The following is a 19,171-nucleotide window of genomic DNA, read 5'->3' on the forward strand; positions in this document are numbered from 1 at the left end:
GGAGATTTAACTGCTGTGAGCCTTGTCTGGACAATATTTCAGACAAAACCTACGACAAATGATTACTCATATTATACTTGATTTTCTCTGATTTTTCAAGGACTTTGCTTGTTTTTTTCTTACCTTAGTATTGAGGTTTGTCAGTTTTCAGAAAAGGTTGTTTTCTAAGAAAATAATTGTTGTTAAGTAAATAGGACAGGTTCTATTCACTAACCTATCAACCAACTCTTTAGTTTGTAAGTTGGCATCTTGTATACTGAAAAAGAAACAATACTAATCAATTCAACTTACTTGACAAAAGCTTGACTTCATGGTTTAATATACCCCATAAGGGTATATTTGGAGGTGCCTATGTTTCACTTATTATTTACAAAAATTGACAGTATTTCGACTAGCGAGTTAGAAGCTAAACTCAGAGAACCGATTCAGCTACTGGATGTTCGGACGCCTACGGAATTCCATAGAGGTCATATCAAAAATGCCAAAAATGTCCCTCTATCCGAAATCGGATCTTATACACCAGCGACAAAAGAAACACTTTATGTCATTTGTCATTCTGGTGTGCGAAGCAAACTAGCTGCGAAAAAGCTTAAGAAAAAAGGCTATGATGTCATCAATGTCCGAGGCGGTATGAGTGCTTGGACAGGTAAAATCATCTAGATGTATAAAGGAGAAAGTCAATGAAAATTATCATTGTCGGGGGAGTTGCAGGTGGTATGTCAGCAGCAACCCGTCTCAGACGTCTCATGGAAGACGCTGAAATCACTATTTTTGAGAAAGGTCCCTTTGTTTCCTTTGCAAACTGCGGACTTCCTTACTATGTTTCAGGAGAAATTGCAAACCGTGATAGTTTATTGGTCCAAACTCCTGAAAGTCTCAAAGCACGCTTTAATCTGGATGTTCGTCCTTTCCATGAGGTCATCAGTATTTCCCCAGCAGAGCACACTGTGACTGTGCGACACGATGGACAGGAATTCACAGAAAGCTACGACAAGTTGATCCTCTCCCCAGGAGCTAAAGCATTTGTTCCTACCATTGAAGGTTTGGCAGAAGCTAAGAATGCCTACACGCTCCGCAATGTTCCCAATCTTGACGAGATTATGGCTGCCTTGGACAATCATCCAAAAGAAGCTGTCGTTATCGGTGCAGGCTTTATCGGGCTTGAAATGGCTGAAAATCTTGCGAAACGTGGATTGCAAGTTACCATCATTGAGAAAGCACCCCATGTCTTGCCACCATTAGATCAAGAAATGGCAGCCTTTGTCCAAGCAGAATTGGTTAAAAATGGCGTTCGCGTCATCACTTCTCAGTCTGCGGTTCGATTTGAAGACCAAGGAAAAATCATCGTTCTCGAAAACGGTCAAAAGATCACTTCTGACCTCACCATCCTTTCTATCGGTGTTGAACCTGAAAACAGTCTGGCCAAAACTACGGGGATTGAACTGGGATTTAGAGGTGGGATTCTGGTTGATGAACATTACGAAACCAGTCAAAAAGATATTTTTGCAGTTGGGGATGCCATCGTCGTCAAGCAAGCGATTACGGGCCAAGACGCTCTCATCTCTCTAGCTTCTCCTGCCAATCGTCAAGGACGACAAGTAGCGGACGTCATCGCAGGACTTGGTCGTACAAACAAGGGCAGTATCGGCACTGCTATTGTTCGTGCCTTTGATATGACAGCTGCTTCGACTGGGCTCAGCGAGCGTATCCTTCGCATGAATCAACTCCCTTACAAGGCACTTCATGTCAGTGGAAAAGATCACGCTGGTTATTATCCAGGCGCTACTGATATGACCTTGAAACTCCTCTTTGACCCAACCACTGGAAAAATCTACGGTGCCCAAGGTATTGGGAAGAAAGGTGTTGACAAGCGAATCGATATCCTGGCAACTGCTATCAAGGGAAATCTCACCGTCTTTGACTTACCAGAATTGGAGTTCACCTATGCGCCACCATTTGGCTCTGCCAAGGATCCCGTCAATATGCTGGGCTACGCAGCCTTAAACCTTATCGAAGGTCTGAGCGACAATATACAGTGGTTCCAGCTAGAAGATGAAATGGCTACTGGCAAGAAATTCCTGGATGTACGGACCAGTAGCGAATTCCAAAGTGGTCGACTCAAAGTCGACACCATTCACATCCCCCTAAACGAACTACGGGAACGCTTGGACGAACTAGACAAGAACCAAGCCTACATCGTTAGCTGCCACAGTGGTTTGCGCAGCTATATCGCAGAGCGTATCCTCAAACAAGCAGGATTTACCGTCCAAAACCTTGACGGCGCTTATTCACTATACAAAATGGCTAAGCCAGAAGGAGTAGAATATGGAAACTAGTATCAGCATGCCTGACTTTTATGGAAAATATCAAAATGAAAATCTAGAACTTATCGATGTCCGTGAAGCACATGAATTCCAAGCGGGACATGCACCAGGTGCCAAAAATCTTCCGTTAAGTACTTTGGAGCAGGGTTACAAAGAACTCAAGCCTGACCGTACATACCATGTCATCTGTCAAGGAGGAGTACGTTCTGCCTCTGCCTGCCAATTTCTCAGTGCCCAAGGCCTCTCCGTTACCAATGTAGAAGGTGGCATGAATGCTTGGCCAGGGCAAGTAGAATAATCAAAAGGAGCTGGGCAAAAACTCAATTTCAGGAGAAAATGAAGTAATACTCAATGAAAATCAAAGAGCAAACTAGGAAGCTAGCCGCAGGCTGCTCAAAACACTGTTTTGAGGTTGTAGATAAGACTGACAAAGTCAAGAACATATTTCTACGGCAAGGTGAAGCTGACGTGGTTGGAAGAGATTTTCGAAGAGTATAAATCTCCCCACAATCATGACCACCCGTCAAACGGGTGGCTTGTCCTAGGGCTATAAGCCCCAATTACCAGCCAGCGCCTAAAGACGCTGGCTTTCACTTTGTTCAAGCCTTATTGCTCTTGACTCGTCACTTGCCTCTCAAAGAGGCTTTAGTATTACTTACCACTATCCCTAAAGGGATCCTCATATTCTTTTACACTTAATTTATCTAGTGCTATATCATGCTTTACTCGTTCTCAAATTTTCATACTCGTGAAGAAATCATCCACTGGATAATTTCTTTAATCTTGAATCTATTTCTTAATTGTGGCTTCATTAAGTCCCATCGTACTTACATAATAACCTTCCGATTAGAAATGCTGAATCCCAAACTTGTACTTGAGATTGGCGTGTTTGTCAAACATCATGAGTGCACTTTTTCCTTTTAAATAACCCATGAAACTCGAAACACTTATCCTTGGTGGAATACTTACTAACATGTGTACATGGTCTGGCATTAAGTGACCCTCGATAATTTCAACACCTTTATAACTACATAAGCGATGAAATATTTCCCCTAAACTACTTCGATATTGATTATAAATGACTTTTCGTCTATACTTAGGGGTGAACACAATGTGATATTTACACATCCACTTTGTGTGTGATAAACTATGTGCCTTTTGTGCCATATTTTTCTCCTTTCGCTTTACAATTGGCTTGAACACCTTTATTGTATCGCGTTTGGAGTTTTTTTGTATAACCTTCGACGCGCACCTGCATAGCGGGTGGTTTCTTTGTCTCGCACCTAACGGATCGAGACGGACTAATAGTCTCATAATAAAACGCATACTATCAAGGTTTTCAACACCTGATAGTATGCATTTTTTAATTTTAAAGACTTTTTCTAGCCTCTTTTGATTCAAATTAAACTATTCTAATAGTAGATAGACCTTTGCAAATATCGTCTCAAAACTTTAATTTATTTCCGTTTAATCAAGTATCGAATAGCCTTTTCTAGACGTTCCTTTTGAGCTTCAGGATCATCTAGTGGCTGGTTGATGCATTCAGTAAGGTTTTCGGTAATTATCATCTCAATCACGCGCTCCACACTAGATTTCACGGCTGTCAGTTGCGTCACAATATCAGCACAGTCACGATCTTCTTCAATCATCTTTTGAATCCCACGCAACTGGCCCTCTGAACGTTTCAAACGAGTAATATACTTTGAGTTTGTCATTTCTTTTTCCTTGCTCGATTTTTCTTCATTATATCTCTAATCAGCTTCTTTGTCAAAATTCTCGCCCATCCAGTTCACGCAGTTCTGTTATCAAAGACTTTTCAAAAGGCAAATTACCCATTCTGATAACTTGATAGAAATTCCTAGTTTTGCCTTGCTAAACGAATACGAGTCACAATTCTGTCTGGGTCTATGATTTCCAACTGGCTAGATGTCAGCCACTTGATTGGTGCATCAACTTCTTGTGCTCTCTGGACAATCGTTAACAGTTCTTCTTTATGTGCGATTTCAATGACATAAAAGGCTAAGCCTGGCAAGCCTTGCTTACGCGGAGCCAGATTTTTTCCTCCCCATTCGTTGACTGCCAAATGATGATGATATTCCCCAGCCGCAATCCAACTAGCGCTAGTCACACTGAATTTATCCTCTAACCCTAACACATTTTGATAAAACTGGCTGGACTTTCGACTATCCTTGACGGAAAGATGAATATGCCCCATTCTCGTGCCTTCTGCTAGGATAAAGGGCTCTACTCTTTCCCCCAACTCATAGATATCCTGTGCCGCAAGGGCCTCAGTGACCCCTATAATACGACCGTCTTCTCGAATATCCCATGTGGAAACCGGCTTATCTCGATAGAGCTCAATGCCATTTCCCTCCAAATCCTCTAAATAAAGGGCCTCACTGTAACCATGGTCTGCACCGCCCACAAGAGGAATCTGTAAATCTGTCAGGTGTTTCAAGACATCCGCCAAAGCCTTTCGTGTCGGCAAGAGAATAGCCAGATGGTAAAGACCATAATGTTCCCTTACTTCTCCACTATCTTGTGCTTGAATCAGCTGTACCAAGGCTTTTCCACCAAGGCCTAGAACGGCCTCTATCTCAGTTTGAGATAGGAGTTCTAGACCAATGATTTGCTGATAAAAGGCTATTTGACTTGCCAAATCCTTTACATTTAAAACTGCCTCTGCTAAATAAACGTGACTCTTATATTCATAGGTCATAAATATTTCTCCTTTTTGTTGTAATTTAAATTATTACAACAATTATATAACTTCCATCAAGAAAGTCAAGCCAGAAAACTCAAGAGATGCTGAGTAATAACATCATTTCAGAATAGGAGAAAGTATAGTAGATTGAAATAGAATATGAACAAGTTGATTGAGAAATTCAAACTGATTTTTCATAATATTTTATAAACTTATTTGTCCTGCTATTGATTCAACGAACTATAAATCTTTCCATAATAAAACACATATTATCAAACTTTCAGCACCCGACAATATGTGTTTTTCTAAATTTAAAGACTTTTTCCTAGCTTTCTTTACTTCACAACAAGCTCATAACGTGTCTTACTGGTGAAGGTTTGACCGGCTTTGAGAATGACTTGGTCTTTGAGGTCACTGTGAATAGCATCTGGTAAAGCTTGCGCTTCAAGGGCAATCCCATTGTGCTGTACCATTGGCTGACCTCCTATGATGACACTTTCATCCACAAAGTTTGCTGTGTAGACTACAAAGCAAGGAGCTTCTGTCTTGAAAAGTAGGAAGCGACCTGAGTTTTGGTCATAAAGGAAACCAGCATTGTCATGGCCTGCAGGAAGGGCAAATGGATGATCCAAACCTGATGTCAGCTGGATTTGCTCATCTTCTTCTGCAAAGATATCCTTCAACAAGGCACCATTGTAGATGTGTTTGACCACATCACGATTGGCATCTGGAGTTTTAGCCGGAACACCGTCGGGAGCGATTGGGTAAATTCCCTCTGTGTTTAGTTGGAAGACATGACGGTCAAGCGTCTGCGTGAAATCACCAGACAAGTTGAAGTAGCTGTGATTAGTTGGATTGACCAGCGTATCCTGATCGGTCGTTACCTTGTAGCTGATTTCATAGGCACCAGTTTCTTCTAAGTGGTAGCTGATCCAAATCTTGAGATTCCCAGGAAATCCTCCTGTCCCATCTGTACGCTCTGTATAGAGGGTCAAGCCATGGTCGCTCACTTCAACTAGTTCAAACAAGCTGGAATCCCAACCAGTTGAACCGCTATGGTTACAGTTGCTAGCATTGTTGACTTCAAGGTCATAGTTCTTGCCATTAAGCTCAAAGGTCGCACCTGCAATACGGCCTGCCACAGGACCTACGCTAGCTCCATGTTTGGGGCTATTGCCTACATAGCTATCAAAGTCATCAAATCCCAAGATAACATTGGCAAAATTTCCAGTCTTGTCAGGTGTGACATAGCGCAAGATGGTCGCACCATAAGTCATAACCTCAAGTTGGTAGCCACCGTCTGTCTCAAATCGATAGGCCAAGACATCCTTGCCCTCAACATTTCCAAATACACTCTCTGTGTATGCTTTCATTCTGTTCTCCTTTTACTATTTCTCTCAAGCAAACAAACCATAGAAAGCCTACTGACAATCTATGGTTTACTTGTATGATTTACAAACTCCTTTATCAAGAATTCATAAACACTGTATTACTTTTGATATTCGTGGATGATAACACCTTGTACCACACGGTTTACTGTACCTGTAGGAGACGGTGTATCTGGTTTGTTTTCTACCTTGAGTGAAGTCAATAGGGCAAAGAGTTGGGCATAAACGATGTAAGGGAAGACACGGTAAATATCATTCAAGACACCGCCACAACCAAGGGCCACTTCTTTGACATTTTCAAGACCAAAAGCTTGATCACTCAAAAGCACAACACGACGAGCAATCTGATCACCAGCCACTTCACGAACCAAGTCCAAGTCGTACTTGCGAGTGTAGTCTGTCGTTGTACCAAAGACCAAAACAACTGTATCTTCGTTGATTAGTGATTTTGGACCGTGACGGAAGCCAACTGGACTTTCATACATAGTCGCCACTTGACCAGCTGTTAATTCCAAAATCTTGAGCTGAGCTTCATGAGCAAGGCCAAAGAAAGGACCAGCGCCTAGATAGATGACACGGTTAAAATCTAGGTCAACAAGTTCTTTGACATCTTCTGCATTGTCTAGAATTTTACGGGCAAGACTAGATACAACTTCAAAACGTTCAGCTTTAACAGCAAATTCTGTAGGATCAAAAACCAAGAGTGCTGTCAACATCATAGATGTAAAGCTAGAAGTCATGGCAAATCCAGCGTCATTTGAAGCAGCAGGTTGTAACAGCAAGAGATTACGGTCATCGCCATGAGCTTGAAGAGCCAACTTACCGTCCGCTGCACAAGTAATCGTCACTTGGTAAAGCTCATCCACCAAGGTCTTGGCCAAATCAACAGTTGCCACACTTTCAGGCGAGTTCCCACTACGAGCAAAAGATACAAGGACAGTCGCCACATCTTTTTTCAAATAAGTTTCTGGATTGGCAACGATATCTGTTGTCGCAATGGCATTGAAATTCCATTTTCTTTCGTCATAGACTTCCTTAAAGTAAGGTACCAAGGTATCTCCCACATAAGCAGAAGTCCCCGCACCTGTCAAAATAACCTTGATATAGTCATGTTTATCAGCAATCCCTTGCAGGAAGGCTGCAATTTCTTCACGTTTTGCTTGATAAGATTCAAAAGCTTCTTTCCATACATCAGGCTGTTGGTAGATTTCACGTGTAGTGATTTCTGCACCCAATTCAATCAAGTCTTCTTTTGTATAATGTAGCATTGAGTTCCTCTTTTTCTATTAAATATGGGAATGGGAGTAAGCCCCATTCCCATGTATATTCTATATAAAATGCTCTAACGATTTTCACGTTGTCACATCTTATTGAATCGAGTTCCAACTAAAATCTTTGGGAAAAAGACCGATTATCGTCGGAGCATCGCTCCATCCTCTTATCGCCTATTTTCCCTCTGATTTTCACGTTGTCACATCTTATACTCAATGAAAATCAAAGAGCAAACTAGGAAACTAGCCGCAGGCTGCTCAAAGCACGGCTTTGAGGTTGCAGATAGAACTGACGAAGTCAGTAACATCTTTACGGCAAGGCGACGTTGACGTAGTTTGAATTTGATTTTCGAAGAGTATTATTCATCTTCGTCATCATCGAAGCCAGCTAACAGGTCATTGACTTTCACAATACTTTCTGCAGCACGGTTCTTATAGTTCGCATCTGCGCCTGTCAGGCTCGCATTGATAAATTCAATCACCATTGGAAGATTCATCCCTGCATAAAGTTCGATGTCACGACCTTCCATAATCAAACGGCTTACCACGTTACATGGTGTTCCACCGAGAAGATCCGCAAAGACTAGGAAATCATCCAATCCTTCAATAGCAGCTTCAAATTTTGCAGTAAATTCATCTGGGCCATCTTCTGGAAGAAGAGCCACTGCATGAATATTGTCTTGTGGCCCCATAATCATTTCAGTGCTACCTTTAAGTTCTTCACAGAAGCGACCATGACTCACCAAAATTAATGATTTAGCCATAAATTATGCGCCCATTCCAAGTACAAATTTACCAAAGGCAGAAAGAGCCAAAGCAAGTACGATAATAATACCGATAGCTTTAGTAGAGTTCATACCTTTCTTACCAAGCAACCAGAAGATAAAGGCAGTAAAGATTGCTGGAAGCAAGCGTGGGAAGATTTGGTTCAAGATGTCTTGGAAGTCAATCATCTTCTCACCGATTGCCCATTTGTAAGAAATTTCAAAGTTGATCATTGTTGCTACAAGAGCACCCATCATGAATACACCAAGTACAGATGCAGCTTCAATCAAAGCTGTCAAAGTACTTTGCATGTTGTTGATAAGGTTAACCCCTTCTTTGTATGCAAATTCCAACTGTTTCCAACGGAAGATGTCATACGCTACTGCAACTGCGATCCAAAGGAAGATACCCCAAGGTTGGCCGGCAATAGCCATTGTTGCAGCGATAGATCCCATGATAGCAGGTACAAGTGAACCAAAGATTGTATCTCCAAGAGGAGCGAATGGTCCCATCAAACCTGTCTTGATACCGTTAACCGCATCTTTTGAGTCAACGCCATCTTTTTCTTCCATAGCAAGGTCAAAACCAGCGATGATTGTGTGGAAGAATGGTGAAGTGTTGAAGAATTGAGTATGAACTTTCATCATTTCTTTCAACTCAGGAGTTCCATCTCCATACATTTTACGCAATTGTGGCAAGATCATGTAAAGGTAACCTGATGCTTGCATACGTTCGTAGTTCCATCCCAATTGGAAAGTGAACAAGCTACGTTTGTTAATTTGATTAAAATCTTCTTTTGTTAATTTGTAATTAGAATTCGTCATCTTCAATTTCCCCACTTTCTGATGGTGTAGAAGGTGCTGCTACAGCAACTTTTTGGCTGTTCTTGAAGTGAACAACTGCAAGGAAGATACCCACGATAGAGATACCGATCATAGACAATCCTTTGAAGTTGTTAACAAAGCCAATTTTTTCAGCAACTTCAGCAGGAAGAGTGCTAATGATACCAGCAACTGCTCCACCAAGACTTTGTACGTTTGAGTAAAGAACAGTCAACATAGCTGTCAAACCAAATCCCATAGCAAGGTAGTGAAGGTTACGTTTAACTGGAAGGTAACGAAGCAAGATAGCGAATCCAAGACCTGGAAGCATACGACCTGCAAGAGTCAAACCGTCTGCAACCCATTGGTATTCTTTAACAAGGTTTACAACACCTTGTACGAATTCTCCACCGAAAGCAAGGGCGAAGAATACTGGAAGGGCACGAGATAGAGCCCAAGGAAGCGCACCAAGAAGATAGTTACGTTCGATTCCTTTGTAGTCAAAGCGTTCAATCGCAGCGTCAATACGGTGAGCGAAGAATGTTGTAGTCATACGACCAAGTACGTCGAAGTAAGTCAAAAGTGCTGCTACTGGTACAGCGATTGTAGTGATCGCAAGGTCTGTTTCGATTCCTTGTGAAACTGAGAAAGCAGTCGCAAGAACCGCACCAGAAGTTGCGTCAATACGAGAAGCACCACCGAAGGTACCTACCCCAAGTACGAACAACTGCAAGCTACCACCGATAAACAAACCAGTTGTCAAATCTCCCATGACTAAACCAGTAATGAAACCAGCGAATACAGGGGAACCTGCAGAAGAAACGATCGTCAACTCATCACAGATTTGATAAGCTGAGTACAGAGTGAGAAGTAAAATTTGCCACCATTGTATCATAACAATGACCTCCTAAAAATTTTTTCCTATTTTAATAAGCTCAAAAAGTCTGAAACTGGATCATTTGGAACCATTTGAGCAGTAAGTTTAACACCTTTTTCTGCCAGTTTGTGGAAGTCTTCCACATCCTTGTCCACTACGTTGATAGAACGTGTGATGGCGCGAGTTTCTGGTGTTTGAGACATATTCCCAACATTAAGGGTTTCAAGTGGTACACCTGCTTCTACCAAACCAAGGAAACGGTCTGGTTTACGAGCCACGATAAAGAGACGTTGGCTATCGTATTTACCAGCAAGAATATTGGCTGCCGCTTTTTCAATTGGCAAAATACTCAATTTCACACCTGGTGGTGTCGCAAGTTTCAAACCACTCTTTTCAACGTCGTTGTTGACAACTTCGTCATCTACAACCATAATACGTGAAACATTTAGTTTTCCAGCCCATAGATTGGCTACTTGTCCGTGGATCAAACGTCCATCGATACGGCATCCTACAATTGTCATAAGTTTTCCCCCTTTATGTGTTTTAGTGTAGGTTTACGAGTTAAATAAATCTCTTCTTTATATTCACCTTCTGTTTCAAAGATAATGATGCGGTTGGCACCTTCCTTGAGGTAGCTATGAGGGATATAAAGCGAGAGGGTTGGGCCAACGTTCCAAAAACGTCCTAGGTTCTGCCCATTGACAAAGGCAACTCCCTTACCAAACTCAGACAAGTCTAGATAAGTATCTTTTGGCGCTTCGATTGTAAAATCATAAGCGTAAAAGGCTGGTTGTCCTTCTGTCCATCCTTTTGAAAAATCAATTTTCTCAGGATTATCTAGTGGGAGTGGATAGTGTTTCCAGTTTAGTAAGAAGTGCAAATCCTTACAAACCCCTGTCCGAATTCCCTTACGTTGCGTATCTGCTAAGAACTTATGTCCATAGTTGACACGCCCCATATTTTCTACCAAGATATCTAGCCTAGATAGCGCTTTCTTTTCACCTTGATAAAAAATATCTTCCCCAATCTCTGTCTGATATTGAGTTTCGACCCACTGACCATCGACATAAAGCTGAGCTCTATCTCGACCATCAATGATACGAAGTCTTTCTTCTTCTGCATCCCAGTTTGTTTCTGTTCGATAAAGTAGGTAGCCATAACTTTGTCCCAACTCCTCCATCTTTTTAGGATAGAGGCTTTCTACTGGACTAGATAAGCTATCCAAGGTTTCAAACAAGGAAACTTTTTCAACTAGTGGAATAGCATCCAACTCCATACTCTCTTTGTAGAGTGGTTCCAACTGCGGATACTCTGGAAAATGTGTTGCCATCATTTTCTTGACTGCCAGATATTTGGCAGTTGGATTTCCTTCTTCATCCAGAAGGGCATCGTAATCATAAGATGTAACTTGTGGCAGGTCCAAAGTCCCTCTAGCCGAGCAACCATTCATGAAACCAAAGTTTGTACCACCATGGAACATGTAAAGATTGATAGAGCCTTGTTCCAAAACCTCTCGAACTGCATCTGCCAATTCTTTCGGATCCCGCGTGATAATCGGTTCCTTCCAACGATTGAACCAACCATCCCAGAACTCCATACACATGAGAGGCCATTTCTTGCCATGCTCATCAAAGAATTCCTGCATCTGTGAAAAGTTGTAAGGCGCCTTAGAACCAAAGTTCCCTGTTACAAAGAGGTCATCTTCGATCAAAGTTCCAGCTTTCAAAGTAGCTCGCCATGGACCATCTGATGTAAAGAGGGGACAGGTTACGCCACGCTCTTCCATCAACTGTCGAATGGCTCTCAGATAAGCCTTATCTTCTCCATAAGAACCATACTCATTTTCAACCTGCATCATGAGGATGTTGCCACCATTGTCCAACAAATGTGGAACCAACCGTGACAATAGCTGGTCATAGTAGCGACCGACAGCTTCAATATAAGTAGGATCTGAGGAACGAAGCCTCATATTCTTTGTTAAGAGCCAGGCTGGTAAGCCACCGAATTCCCACTCTGCACAGATGAAGGGTGACGGACGAACGATAGCGTAGAGACCCAAATCTTGTGCTGTCTGAAGAAATCGCTCCAAATCCAGAGCTCCTTCAAAGTGAAACTCACCCTCACGAGGCTCGTGTAAATTCCAGGCCACATAAGTCTCTACTGTATTAAAACCAAGAGCCTTCAAGTTATAGAGCGAATGATACCAATCTTCTGGAGGAACCCTAAAATAATGAATGGCGCCAGATAAAATCTTAAATGATTTTCCATCGAGATAAAAATCATCCCGTATCTCAAATCGTGTCATATTCTTACCTTCTGACAATAAAGTTTACGCTTTCATTTGTTGATATAGTAAATATATCTCAATATCTTACATTTGTCAATAGGTTTTCACAATTTTTTTCATTTTTCACTAAATTTTACACAAAAAACTTATAAAAATCTTGTAATCTATAGTCATAACAACATTTTAGCACCATGTATAAAAATGTAGGTTTTTCTATTTATTCCTATGTAAATTAACCTTATAGCCTATTATTCTAATTTTTTTATTCAAAAGGCTACTATTCTTTCCAGTTTTATGGTAAAATCTTTAACGGAGAAGGAAAATCGAGGTGAAAATATGGCAATTCCAAAGTATCAATATATTAAAGATGAGTTAAAGAACAAAATCATTTCTGGTCAATTTGCCAGTGGAGATAAATTCTACACTGAAGCTGAATTGATTGCAATGTATGATGTTAGTTCTATCACAGTTGTTCGCGCTTTAAACGACCTTGCCAAGGATGGCTATATTGTCCGTCAACAAGGAAAGGGTACATTCGTTTCACGCGCACGCAAACACAAACTCGTAGAGTTTTCAGATGTAGAAGTTTTTGAAACTAAAGATGATAAAGTTACCGTCCTTTCTATTGAGCGTGGAAATAAACTAAGCTACTTAGAAAAACTTGGACTACGCGGAGATCAGTTCTACTACAAGATTGAACGCGTTCGCGAAACAGGTGGTGTTGTGTACATCTACCATACATCTTACATCCCAGAACAATACATCAACGCAAATTATCCAAATCTTGAATATTATAGCTCTATCTATAACCGTTTCAAATTGGATTACCACATTCACATGAATGATGAACATTTTGAAGAAATCAATGAAATAGCATTTCCAACTCCAGAACATGCGGCTTCAATCCTCGGAGTCGATGAACAATTCCCAACCGTTTTACAAACCAAGACTACTAAACTAGAGTCTACTGGTCAAGTTCTTGCATACAGCGAAACATATAAACGCGCAGATTACTACAAAATCAAATTCATTTCATGTGACCGTGATCACTAAGAAGAAAGCCTAAGCCTTGCTTGGGCTTTTTCTATACTTATTATACCATACCAAAAAGGTAGCGCTTACCTAATTTTGGAAGATTCTATAATTTGTGGAATATTTTATAGAAATAGGACTAAAAAAATTCTACTAAGTATATATATGTTTCTTTTCCGACCGATCTGAAATCTTAAGCTTAAATTTTATATTTTTTTATATTTATTATAGTTTTTTATCATCTCCTCTTGACTCTTGTTAATATAAGAAATAAAATAAGGGTGTTGTTTTATGTAAACGCTATCAATATAAAATACAATCAGGAGGTTTTGCAATGAAACAAGAAAAACAACAACGTTTTTCCATTCGTAAATACGCTGTAGGAGCAGCTTCTGTTCTAATTGGATTTGCCTTCCAAGCACAGGCTGTTGCAGCCGATGGAGTTACTCCTACTACAGAAAACCAACCGACCATCCATACGGTTTCCGATTCCCCTCAACCATCCGAAAATCGGACTGAGGAGACACCTAAAGCAGAGCTTCAACCAGAAGCTCCAAAAACTGTAGAAACAGAAACTCCAGCTACTGATAAGGTAGCTAGTCTTCCAAAAACAGAGGAAAAAACACAAGAGGAAGTTAGCCCTAAAAAGAAAGAGCAGAAAGAGGCTAATTCTAAAGAGTCGGATACAGACAAGACTGATAAGTCAGAAGCTGACAAGGATAAACCAGCTAAAAAAGATGAAACGAAAGCAGAGGCTGACAAACCGGCAACAGAGGTAGGAAAGGAACGTGCTGCAACTGAAAATGAAAAATTAGCTAAACGAAAAATCGTTTCAATTGATGCCGGACGTAAATATTTCTCACCTGAGCAGCTCAAAGAAATTATCGACAAAGCGAAAGAATATGGTTACACAGATCTTCATCTCTTGGTAGGTAACGATGGCCTCCGTTTCATGTTGGACGATATGTCTATGAAAGTGGGCGATAAAACCTACTCTAGTGATGATGTCAAACGCGCCATTGAAAATGGAACAAATGCTTATTACGATGATCCAAATGGTAACCATCTCACTGAAAGTCAGATGACCGATTTGATTAATTATGCCAAAGATAAGGGAATTGGTGTGATTCCAACTGTCAATAGTCCTGGACATATGGATGCTATGCTCCATGCTATGAAAGAACTTGGCATTGAAAATCCTAACTTTGATTATTTTGGTAAAAAATCGGAACGAACTGTTGACTTAAATAATAAACAAGCAGTCGATTTCACAAAAACTCTGATTGACAAATACGCTAACTACTTCTCTAAGAAATCTGAAATCTTCAATATTGGACTAGATGAATATGCCAATGATGCGACAGATGCTAAAGGTTGGAGTGTGCTTCAAGCTGATAAATATTATCCAAATGAAGGTTACCCTGAAAAAGGATATGAAAAATTCATCTCTTACGCTAATGACCTCGCTCGTATTGTAAAATCTCACGGTCTCAAACCAATGGCCTTTAACGACGGTATCTACTACAATAGCGACACAAGCTTTGGTAGTTTTGACAAAGACATCATCGTTTCTATGTGGACTGGTGGTTGGGGGGGCTACGACGTTGCTTCTTCTAAACTACTAGCTGAAAAAGGTCACCAAATCCTTAATACCAATGATGCTTGGTACTACGTTCTTGGACGAAACGCTGATGGCCAAGGTTGGTACAATCTCGATCAGGGGCTCAATGGTATTAAAAACACACCAATCACTTCTGTACCAAAAACAGAGGGAGCTGATGTGCCAATCATCGGTGGTATGGTAGCTGCTTGGGCCGATACCCCATCTGCACGTTATTCACCATCTCGCCTCTTCAAACTCATGCGTCATTTTGCAAATGCCAACGCTGAATACTTCGCAGCCAACTATCAACCTGCAGAAAAAGCACTAGAAACTATACCAAAAGACTCTAACCGCTATACTGCTGAAAGTTTTGCTGCTGTCAAAGAAGCTGAAAAAGCCATCCGTTCACTCGATAGCAACCTCAGTCGTGCTCAACAAGATACGATTGATCAAGCAATCGCAAGCCTTCAAGATGCTATTAAAAACTTGGCTTTAACTCCAGAAGCACAAAAAGAAGAGGATGCTAAACGCGAACTTGAAAAACTGAATAAGAATAAAGTCATTTCCATCGATGCAGGTCGCAAATACTTCTCTCTAGATCGACTCAAACGCATCGTAGACAAGGCGAGCGAGCTCGGCTACTCTGATGCCCACCTCCTTCTAGGAAATGATGGCCTTCGCTTCCTACTCGATGATATGACCATTACTGCCAACGGAAAAACCTATGCTAGTGATGACGTTAAAAAAGCTATTATCGAAGGAACTAAAGCTTACTACGACGATCCAAACGGTACTGCACTAACACAGGCAGAAGTGACAGAGCTAGCTAAATACGCTAAGGAAAAAGGTATTGGTCTGATACCAGCTATCAATAGTCCAGGACATATGGATGCTATGCTCGTTGCCATGGAAAAACTTGGCATCACGAATCCTCAAGCCAACTTTGATAAGGTCTCAAAAACAACCATGGACCTTGAAAATCAAGAAGCACTTAACTTTACCAAAGCCCTTATCGGTAAGTATATGGATTACTTTGCTGATAAATCAAAGATATTCAACTATGGTACAGATGAATATGCCAATGATGCGACCAACGCCCAAGGTTGGTACTACCTCAAATGGTATGGACTATATAACAAGTTCGCAGACTATTCTAACAGCCTTGCTGCTATGGCCAAAGAAAGAGGGCTACAACCAATGGCCTTCAACGATGGCTTCTACTATGAAGACAAGGATGATGCTGAATTCGATAAGGATGTCTTGATTTCTTACTGGTCTAAAGGCTGGTGGGGCTACAACCTTGCGTCACCTCAATACCTGGCAAGCAAAGGCTATAAGTTCTTGAATACCAACGGTGACTGGTACTATGTTTTAGGAAATCACAAACAAGATGAAGCTTATCCTCTTTCAAAGGCAATTGAAAATTCTGGAAAAGTTCCATTCAATCAACTAGCTTCTACCAAATATCCTGAAGTTGACCTTCCAACAGTTGGTAGTATGTTAGCTATATGGGCAGATAAACCAAGCGCTGAATACAAGGAAGAGGAAATCTTTGAACTCATGGCTGCCTTTGCAGACCACAACAAAGACTACTTCCGTGCTAATTATAATGCTCTCCGCGAAGAATTAGCTAAAATTCCTACAAACTTAGACGGATACAGCACAGAGAGCCTAGCTGCACTCAAGGCAGCAAAAGATGGACTGAACCTTAACCTCAACCGCAGCAAACAAGCTGAATTAGACGCACTAGTAGGTAAGCTCAAGGCCGCTCTTCAAGGCCTCAAACCATCTGCAACTCATTCAGGAAGCCTAGATGAAAATGAACTAGCTGCTAACGTTGAAACCAAACCTGAACTAGTTGTGAAAACAGAAAGCATTCCGTTTAAAGTCATTCGAAAAGAAAATCCGAATCTCCCAGCAGGCCAAGAAAAAGTTGTCAAAGCTGGAGTTCTAGGTGAACGCACTTCTTACGTATCTGTTCTTACTGAAAATGGAAAGGCCAGCGAAACAGTTCTAGATAGTCAAGTAACCAAAGAACCTGTCGATCAAATTGTGGAATTCGGAGCACCAATTACACATGTCGGCGATGAGAATGGCCTTGCTCCAATCGCAGAAGAAAAACCTAGACTAGACATTCCTAAGGAAGAGCCTAGCCGAACAGAAACTCCTTTCAAAGTAGTTGTTGAAAGCGGGCCTAAGGCTGAATCTAACTCTGCTAACGGAATCACTCATCAATTAGCAGATGGTAAAAATAGTAAACCTGGATGGAAATTAATTGAAAGCAAATGGTATTACTATGATCATGCAGATAAAGTGAAGACCGGTTGGGTTAAAGACGGAGCATGGTACTACCTAGATGAGTCTGGTGTAATGAAAACTGGTTGGCAGAAAGTAAATGGTACATGGTATTATCTTGATAACTCAGGTGCTATGCAAACTGGTTGGATCGATCAAGGTGGATCATGGTACTATCTCAACGACTCAGGTGCCATGCAAACCGGCTGGGTCAACCAAGGAGATACATGGTATTATCTTGACAACTCAGGTACAATGAAAACTGGTTGGTTCCAAGTTGAAGATAAATGGTATTATTCATACCCTTCAGGAGCCTTAGCTGTCAACACAACAATTGATGGCTACGCTGTAAATGCTGACGGCGAATGGGTCTAATATCAATACTCATAAAGAAGATTCTGATAGACAAGGAATCAAAAAAGCGAGATGGAAATCTCGCTTTTTATATTCAATATTTGTTGATTAGTCACCAAGTCCAAGACGTTCAAAGATATCATCCACTCGTTTGGTGTAATAAAGAGGGTTGAAGATTTCATCGATTTCTTCTTGAGTGAGGCGAGAAGTTACCTCTGGATCTGCTTCAAGAAGTGGTTTAAAGTCTACTTGATTGTCCCAAGAGTAGGCTGTTTTTGGTTGTACCAAGTCATAGGCTTGCTCACGGGTCATTCCTTTTTCAATCAAGGTCAACATAGCACGTTGACTGAAAATCAAACCAAAAGTCGAGTTCATGTTGCGGATCATGTTTTCTGGGAAGACTGTCAAATTCTTGACAATATTTCCAAAACGGTTGAGCATGTAGTCAATCAAAATAGTCGTATCTGGTGTAATGATGCGCTCAGCTGATGAGTGAGAGATATCACGTTCGTGCCAGAGAGCTACGTTCTCATAGGCAGTAATCATGTGACCACGGATAACACGCGCTAGACCTGTCATGTTCTCAGAACCGATAGGGTTGCGTTTGTGAGGCATTGCAGATGAACCTTTTTGCCCTTTAGCAAAGAATTCTTCCACTTCACGTTGTTCTGATTTTTGCAAACCACGAATCTCAGTCGCCATACGTTCGATAGAAGTCGCAATGCTAGCAAGAACTGCAAAGTACTCAGCGTGAAGGTCACGAGGAAGCACCTGTGTAGAGATTTCTTGAGCACGGATACCCAACTTGTCGCAGACATATTGTTCTACAAATGGTGGGATGTTGGCAAAGTTCCCAACCGCACCAGAAATCTTACCAGCTTCCACACCAGCAGCCGCATGCTCGAAACGCTCGATATTGCGCTTCATTTCGCTATACCAAGTCGCCAATTTCAGACCAAAGGTTGTAGGTTCAGCGTGCACACCGTGGGTACGCCCCATCATGATGGTAAACTTGTGCTCCTTAGCCTTATCAGCGATGATGTTGGTGAAGTTTTCAAGGTCACGACGGATGATGTCGTTGGCCTGCTTGTAGAGGTAACCGTAAGCCGTATCCACCACGTCAGTTGATGTCAAGCCGTAATGGACCCATTTGCGCTCTTCGCCAAGCGTTTCAGAAACCGCACGCGTGAAAGCTACCACATCGTGGCGAGTCTCCTGCTCAATCTCCAAAATACGGTCGATGTCAAAGTCCGCTTTTTCACGAATCAAAGCCACATCTTCCTTAGGGATTTCCCCCAACTCAGCCCATGCCTCGTCAGCCAAGATTTCCACCTCAAGCCAAGCACGGTATTTATTTTCTTCACTCCAAATGTTCGCCATCTCAGGGCGAGAGTAACGTTCGATCATGTTGTTAATTTTTCCTTTCTTCTTAAGCTGTTGGGAATAAGTT

15 protein-coding genes and 1 pseudogene are annotated in these 19,171 nt (G+C 41.4%); 5 read left to right on the forward strand and 11 right to left on the reverse strand.

Annotated elements, in window-relative coordinates; genetic code table 11:
- The first annotated feature begins 351 nt into the window (after positions 1-351).
- The 3 genes from M1G12_RS08515 to M1G12_RS08525 are packed head-to-tail and all read left to right on the forward strand — an operon-like array spanning position 352 to position 2,622.
- Complete coding sequence (locus M1G12_RS08515) at positions 352-660, forward strand: rhodanese-like domain-containing protein (protein WP_084864755.1); 309 nt, start codon at positions 352-354, stop codon at positions 658-660.
- 20 nt (positions 661-680) lie between these two features.
- Positions 681-2,336 (forward strand): FAD-dependent oxidoreductase, encoded by a 1,656-nt coding sequence (locus M1G12_RS08520; protein ID WP_247949752.1) that lies wholly within the window; start codon positions 681-683, stop codon positions 2,334-2,336.
- Positions 2,326-2,622 (forward strand): rhodanese-like domain-containing protein, encoded by a 297-nt coding sequence (locus tag M1G12_RS08525; RefSeq protein WP_084953600.1) that lies wholly within the window; start codon positions 2,326-2,328, stop codon positions 2,620-2,622. The genes M1G12_RS08520 and M1G12_RS08525 overlap by 11 nt, the downstream gene beginning before the upstream one ends.
- A gap of 551 nt (positions 2,623-3,173) precedes the next feature.
- On the opposite strand, the pseudogene tnpA reads toward M1G12_RS08525, so the two are convergent.
- From tnpA to M1G12_RS08575, 10 genes and pseudogenes are all read right to left on the reverse strand, one after another.
- Positions 3,174-3,491, reverse strand: a pseudogene (gene tnpA / locus M1G12_RS09990) (IS200/IS605 family transposase); the annotation flags it as partial.
- A 290-nt stretch (positions 3,492-3,781) separates the two neighbouring features.
- A complete protein-coding gene (locus M1G12_RS08535) occupies positions 3,782-4,039 on the reverse strand; it encodes a metal-sensitive transcriptional regulator (protein WP_000185159.1) in 258 nt (85 codons plus the stop codon).
- Positions 4,040-4,182: 143 nt separating this feature from the next.
- A complete protein-coding gene (locus M1G12_RS08540; protein WP_247949753.1) occupies positions 4,183-5,043 on the reverse strand; it encodes a VOC family protein in 861 nt (286 codons plus the stop codon).
- 320 nt (positions 5,044-5,363) lie between these two features.
- Positions 5,364-6,401 carry an aldose epimerase family protein gene (locus M1G12_RS08545; protein WP_247949754.1) on the reverse strand — a complete coding sequence of 346 codons (1,038 nt, stop codon included), beginning with the start codon at positions 6,399-6,401 and terminating at the stop codon, positions 5,364-5,366.
- Between the two features lie 116 nt (positions 6,402-6,517).
- Positions 6,518-7,684: an SIS domain-containing protein gene (locus M1G12_RS08550; protein ID WP_247949755.1), complete on the reverse strand. Its 1,167-nt coding sequence runs from the start codon at positions 7,682-7,684 to the stop codon at positions 6,518-6,520.
- A 362-nt stretch (positions 7,685-8,046) separates the two neighbouring features.
- Positions 8,047-8,451 carry a PTS sugar transporter subunit IIA gene (locus M1G12_RS08555; protein WP_247949756.1) on the reverse strand — a complete coding sequence of 135 codons (405 nt, stop codon included), beginning with the start codon at positions 8,449-8,451 and terminating at the stop codon, positions 8,047-8,049.
- Between the two features lie 3 nt (positions 8,452-8,454).
- On the reverse strand, positions 8,455-9,276 hold the full coding sequence (locus M1G12_RS08560; RefSeq protein WP_247949757.1) for a PTS system mannose/fructose/sorbose family transporter subunit IID: 822 nt from the start codon (positions 9,274-9,276) through the stop codon (positions 8,455-8,457).
- Positions 9,263-10,168 (reverse strand): PTS mannose/fructose/sorbose/N-acetylgalactosamine transporter subunit IIC, encoded by a 906-nt coding sequence (locus M1G12_RS08565; RefSeq protein ID WP_004250396.1) that lies wholly within the window; start codon positions 10,166-10,168, stop codon positions 9,263-9,265. The genes M1G12_RS08560 and M1G12_RS08565 overlap by 14 nt, the downstream gene beginning before the upstream one ends.
- A gap of 26 nt (positions 10,169-10,194) precedes the next feature.
- Complete coding sequence (locus tag M1G12_RS08570) at positions 10,195-10,671, reverse strand: PTS sugar transporter subunit IIB (protein WP_000156971.1); 477 nt, start codon at positions 10,669-10,671, stop codon at positions 10,195-10,197.
- Positions 10,668-12,455, reverse strand: coding sequence for a glycoside hydrolase family 35 protein (locus M1G12_RS08575; protein WP_247949758.1), 1,788 nt, complete (start codon positions 12,453-12,455; stop codon positions 10,668-10,670). Before M1G12_RS08575 ends, M1G12_RS08570 begins: the two co-directional genes overlap by 4 nt.
- A 318-nt stretch (positions 12,456-12,773) precedes the next feature.
- Here M1G12_RS08575 and M1G12_RS08580 point away from each other — a divergent pair, with 318 nt between their 5' ends.
- Positions 12,774-13,490, forward strand: coding sequence for a GntR family transcriptional regulator (locus M1G12_RS08580; RefSeq protein WP_001007193.1), 717 nt, complete (start codon positions 12,774-12,776; stop codon positions 13,488-13,490).
- Between the two features lie 313 nt (positions 13,491-13,803).
- Complete coding sequence (locus M1G12_RS08585) at positions 13,804-17,742, forward strand: family 20 glycosylhydrolase (protein ID WP_247949759.1); 3,939 nt, start codon at positions 13,804-13,806, stop codon at positions 17,740-17,742.
- 87 nt (positions 17,743-17,829) lie between these two features.
- Here the strand turns inward: M1G12_RS08585 and purB are convergent, their stop codons facing one another.
- On the reverse strand, positions 17,830-19,128 hold the full coding sequence (gene purB, locus M1G12_RS08590) for an adenylosuccinate lyase (RefSeq protein ID WP_049515826.1): 1,299 nt from the start codon (positions 19,126-19,128) through the stop codon (positions 17,830-17,832).
- Positions 19,129-19,171 lie beyond the last annotated feature (43 nt).

This window comes from Streptococcus mitis (assembly GCF_023110375.1).
GTDB lineage: Bacteria > Bacillota > Bacilli > Lactobacillales > Streptococcaceae > Streptococcus > Streptococcus mitis_CI.

What these genes read in the sequence shown, in the direction of transcription:
- M1G12_RS08515 (WP_084864755.1), top strand. Translation starts at nt 352, where the DNA reads ATGTTTCACTTATTATTTACAAAAATTGACAGTATTTCGACTAGCGAG.
- M1G12_RS08520 (WP_247949752.1), top strand. Translation starts at nt 681, where the DNA reads ATGAAAATTATCATTGTCGGGGGAGTTGCAGGTGGTATGTCAGCAGCA.
- M1G12_RS08525 (WP_084953600.1), top strand. Translation starts at nt 2,326, where the DNA reads ATGGAAACTAGTATCAGCATGCCTGACTTTTATGGAAAATATCAAAAT.
- M1G12_RS08535 (WP_000185159.1), bottom strand. Translation starts at nt 4,039, where the DNA reads ATGACAAACTCAAAGTATATTACTCGTTTGAAACGTTCAGAGGGCCAG.
- M1G12_RS08540 (WP_247949753.1), bottom strand. Translation starts at nt 5,043, where the DNA reads ATGACCTATGAATATAAGAGTCACGTTTATTTAGCAGAGGCAGTTTTA.
- M1G12_RS08545 (WP_247949754.1), bottom strand. Translation starts at nt 6,401, where the DNA reads ATGAAAGCATACACAGAGAGTGTATTTGGAAATGTTGAGGGCAAGGAT.
- M1G12_RS08550 (WP_247949755.1), bottom strand. Translation starts at nt 7,684, where the DNA reads ATGCTACATTATACAAAAGAAGACTTGATTGAATTGGGTGCAGAAATC.
- M1G12_RS08555 (WP_247949756.1), bottom strand. Translation starts at nt 8,451, where the DNA reads ATGGCTAAATCATTAATTTTGGTGAGTCATGGTCGCTTCTGTGAAGAA.
- M1G12_RS08560 (WP_247949757.1), bottom strand. Translation starts at nt 9,276, where the DNA reads ATGACGAATTCTAATTACAAATTAACAAAAGAAGATTTTAATCAAATT.
- M1G12_RS08565 (WP_004250396.1), bottom strand. Translation starts at nt 10,168, where the DNA reads ATGATACAATGGTGGCAAATTTTACTTCTCACTCTGTACTCAGCTTAT.
- M1G12_RS08570 (WP_000156971.1), bottom strand. Translation starts at nt 10,671, where the DNA reads ATGACAATTGTAGGATGCCGTATCGATGGACGTTTGATCCACGGACAA.
- M1G12_RS08575 (WP_247949758.1), bottom strand. Translation starts at nt 12,455, where the DNA reads ATGACACGATTTGAGATACGGGATGATTTTTATCTCGATGGAAAATCA.
- M1G12_RS08580 (WP_001007193.1), top strand. Translation starts at nt 12,774, where the DNA reads ATGGCAATTCCAAAGTATCAATATATTAAAGATGAGTTAAAGAACAAA.
- M1G12_RS08585 (WP_247949759.1), top strand. Translation starts at nt 13,804, where the DNA reads ATGAAACAAGAAAAACAACAACGTTTTTCCATTCGTAAATACGCTGTA.
- purB (WP_049515826.1), bottom strand. Translation starts at nt 19,128, where the DNA reads ATGATCGAACGTTACTCTCGCCCTGAGATGGCGAACATTTGGAGTGAA.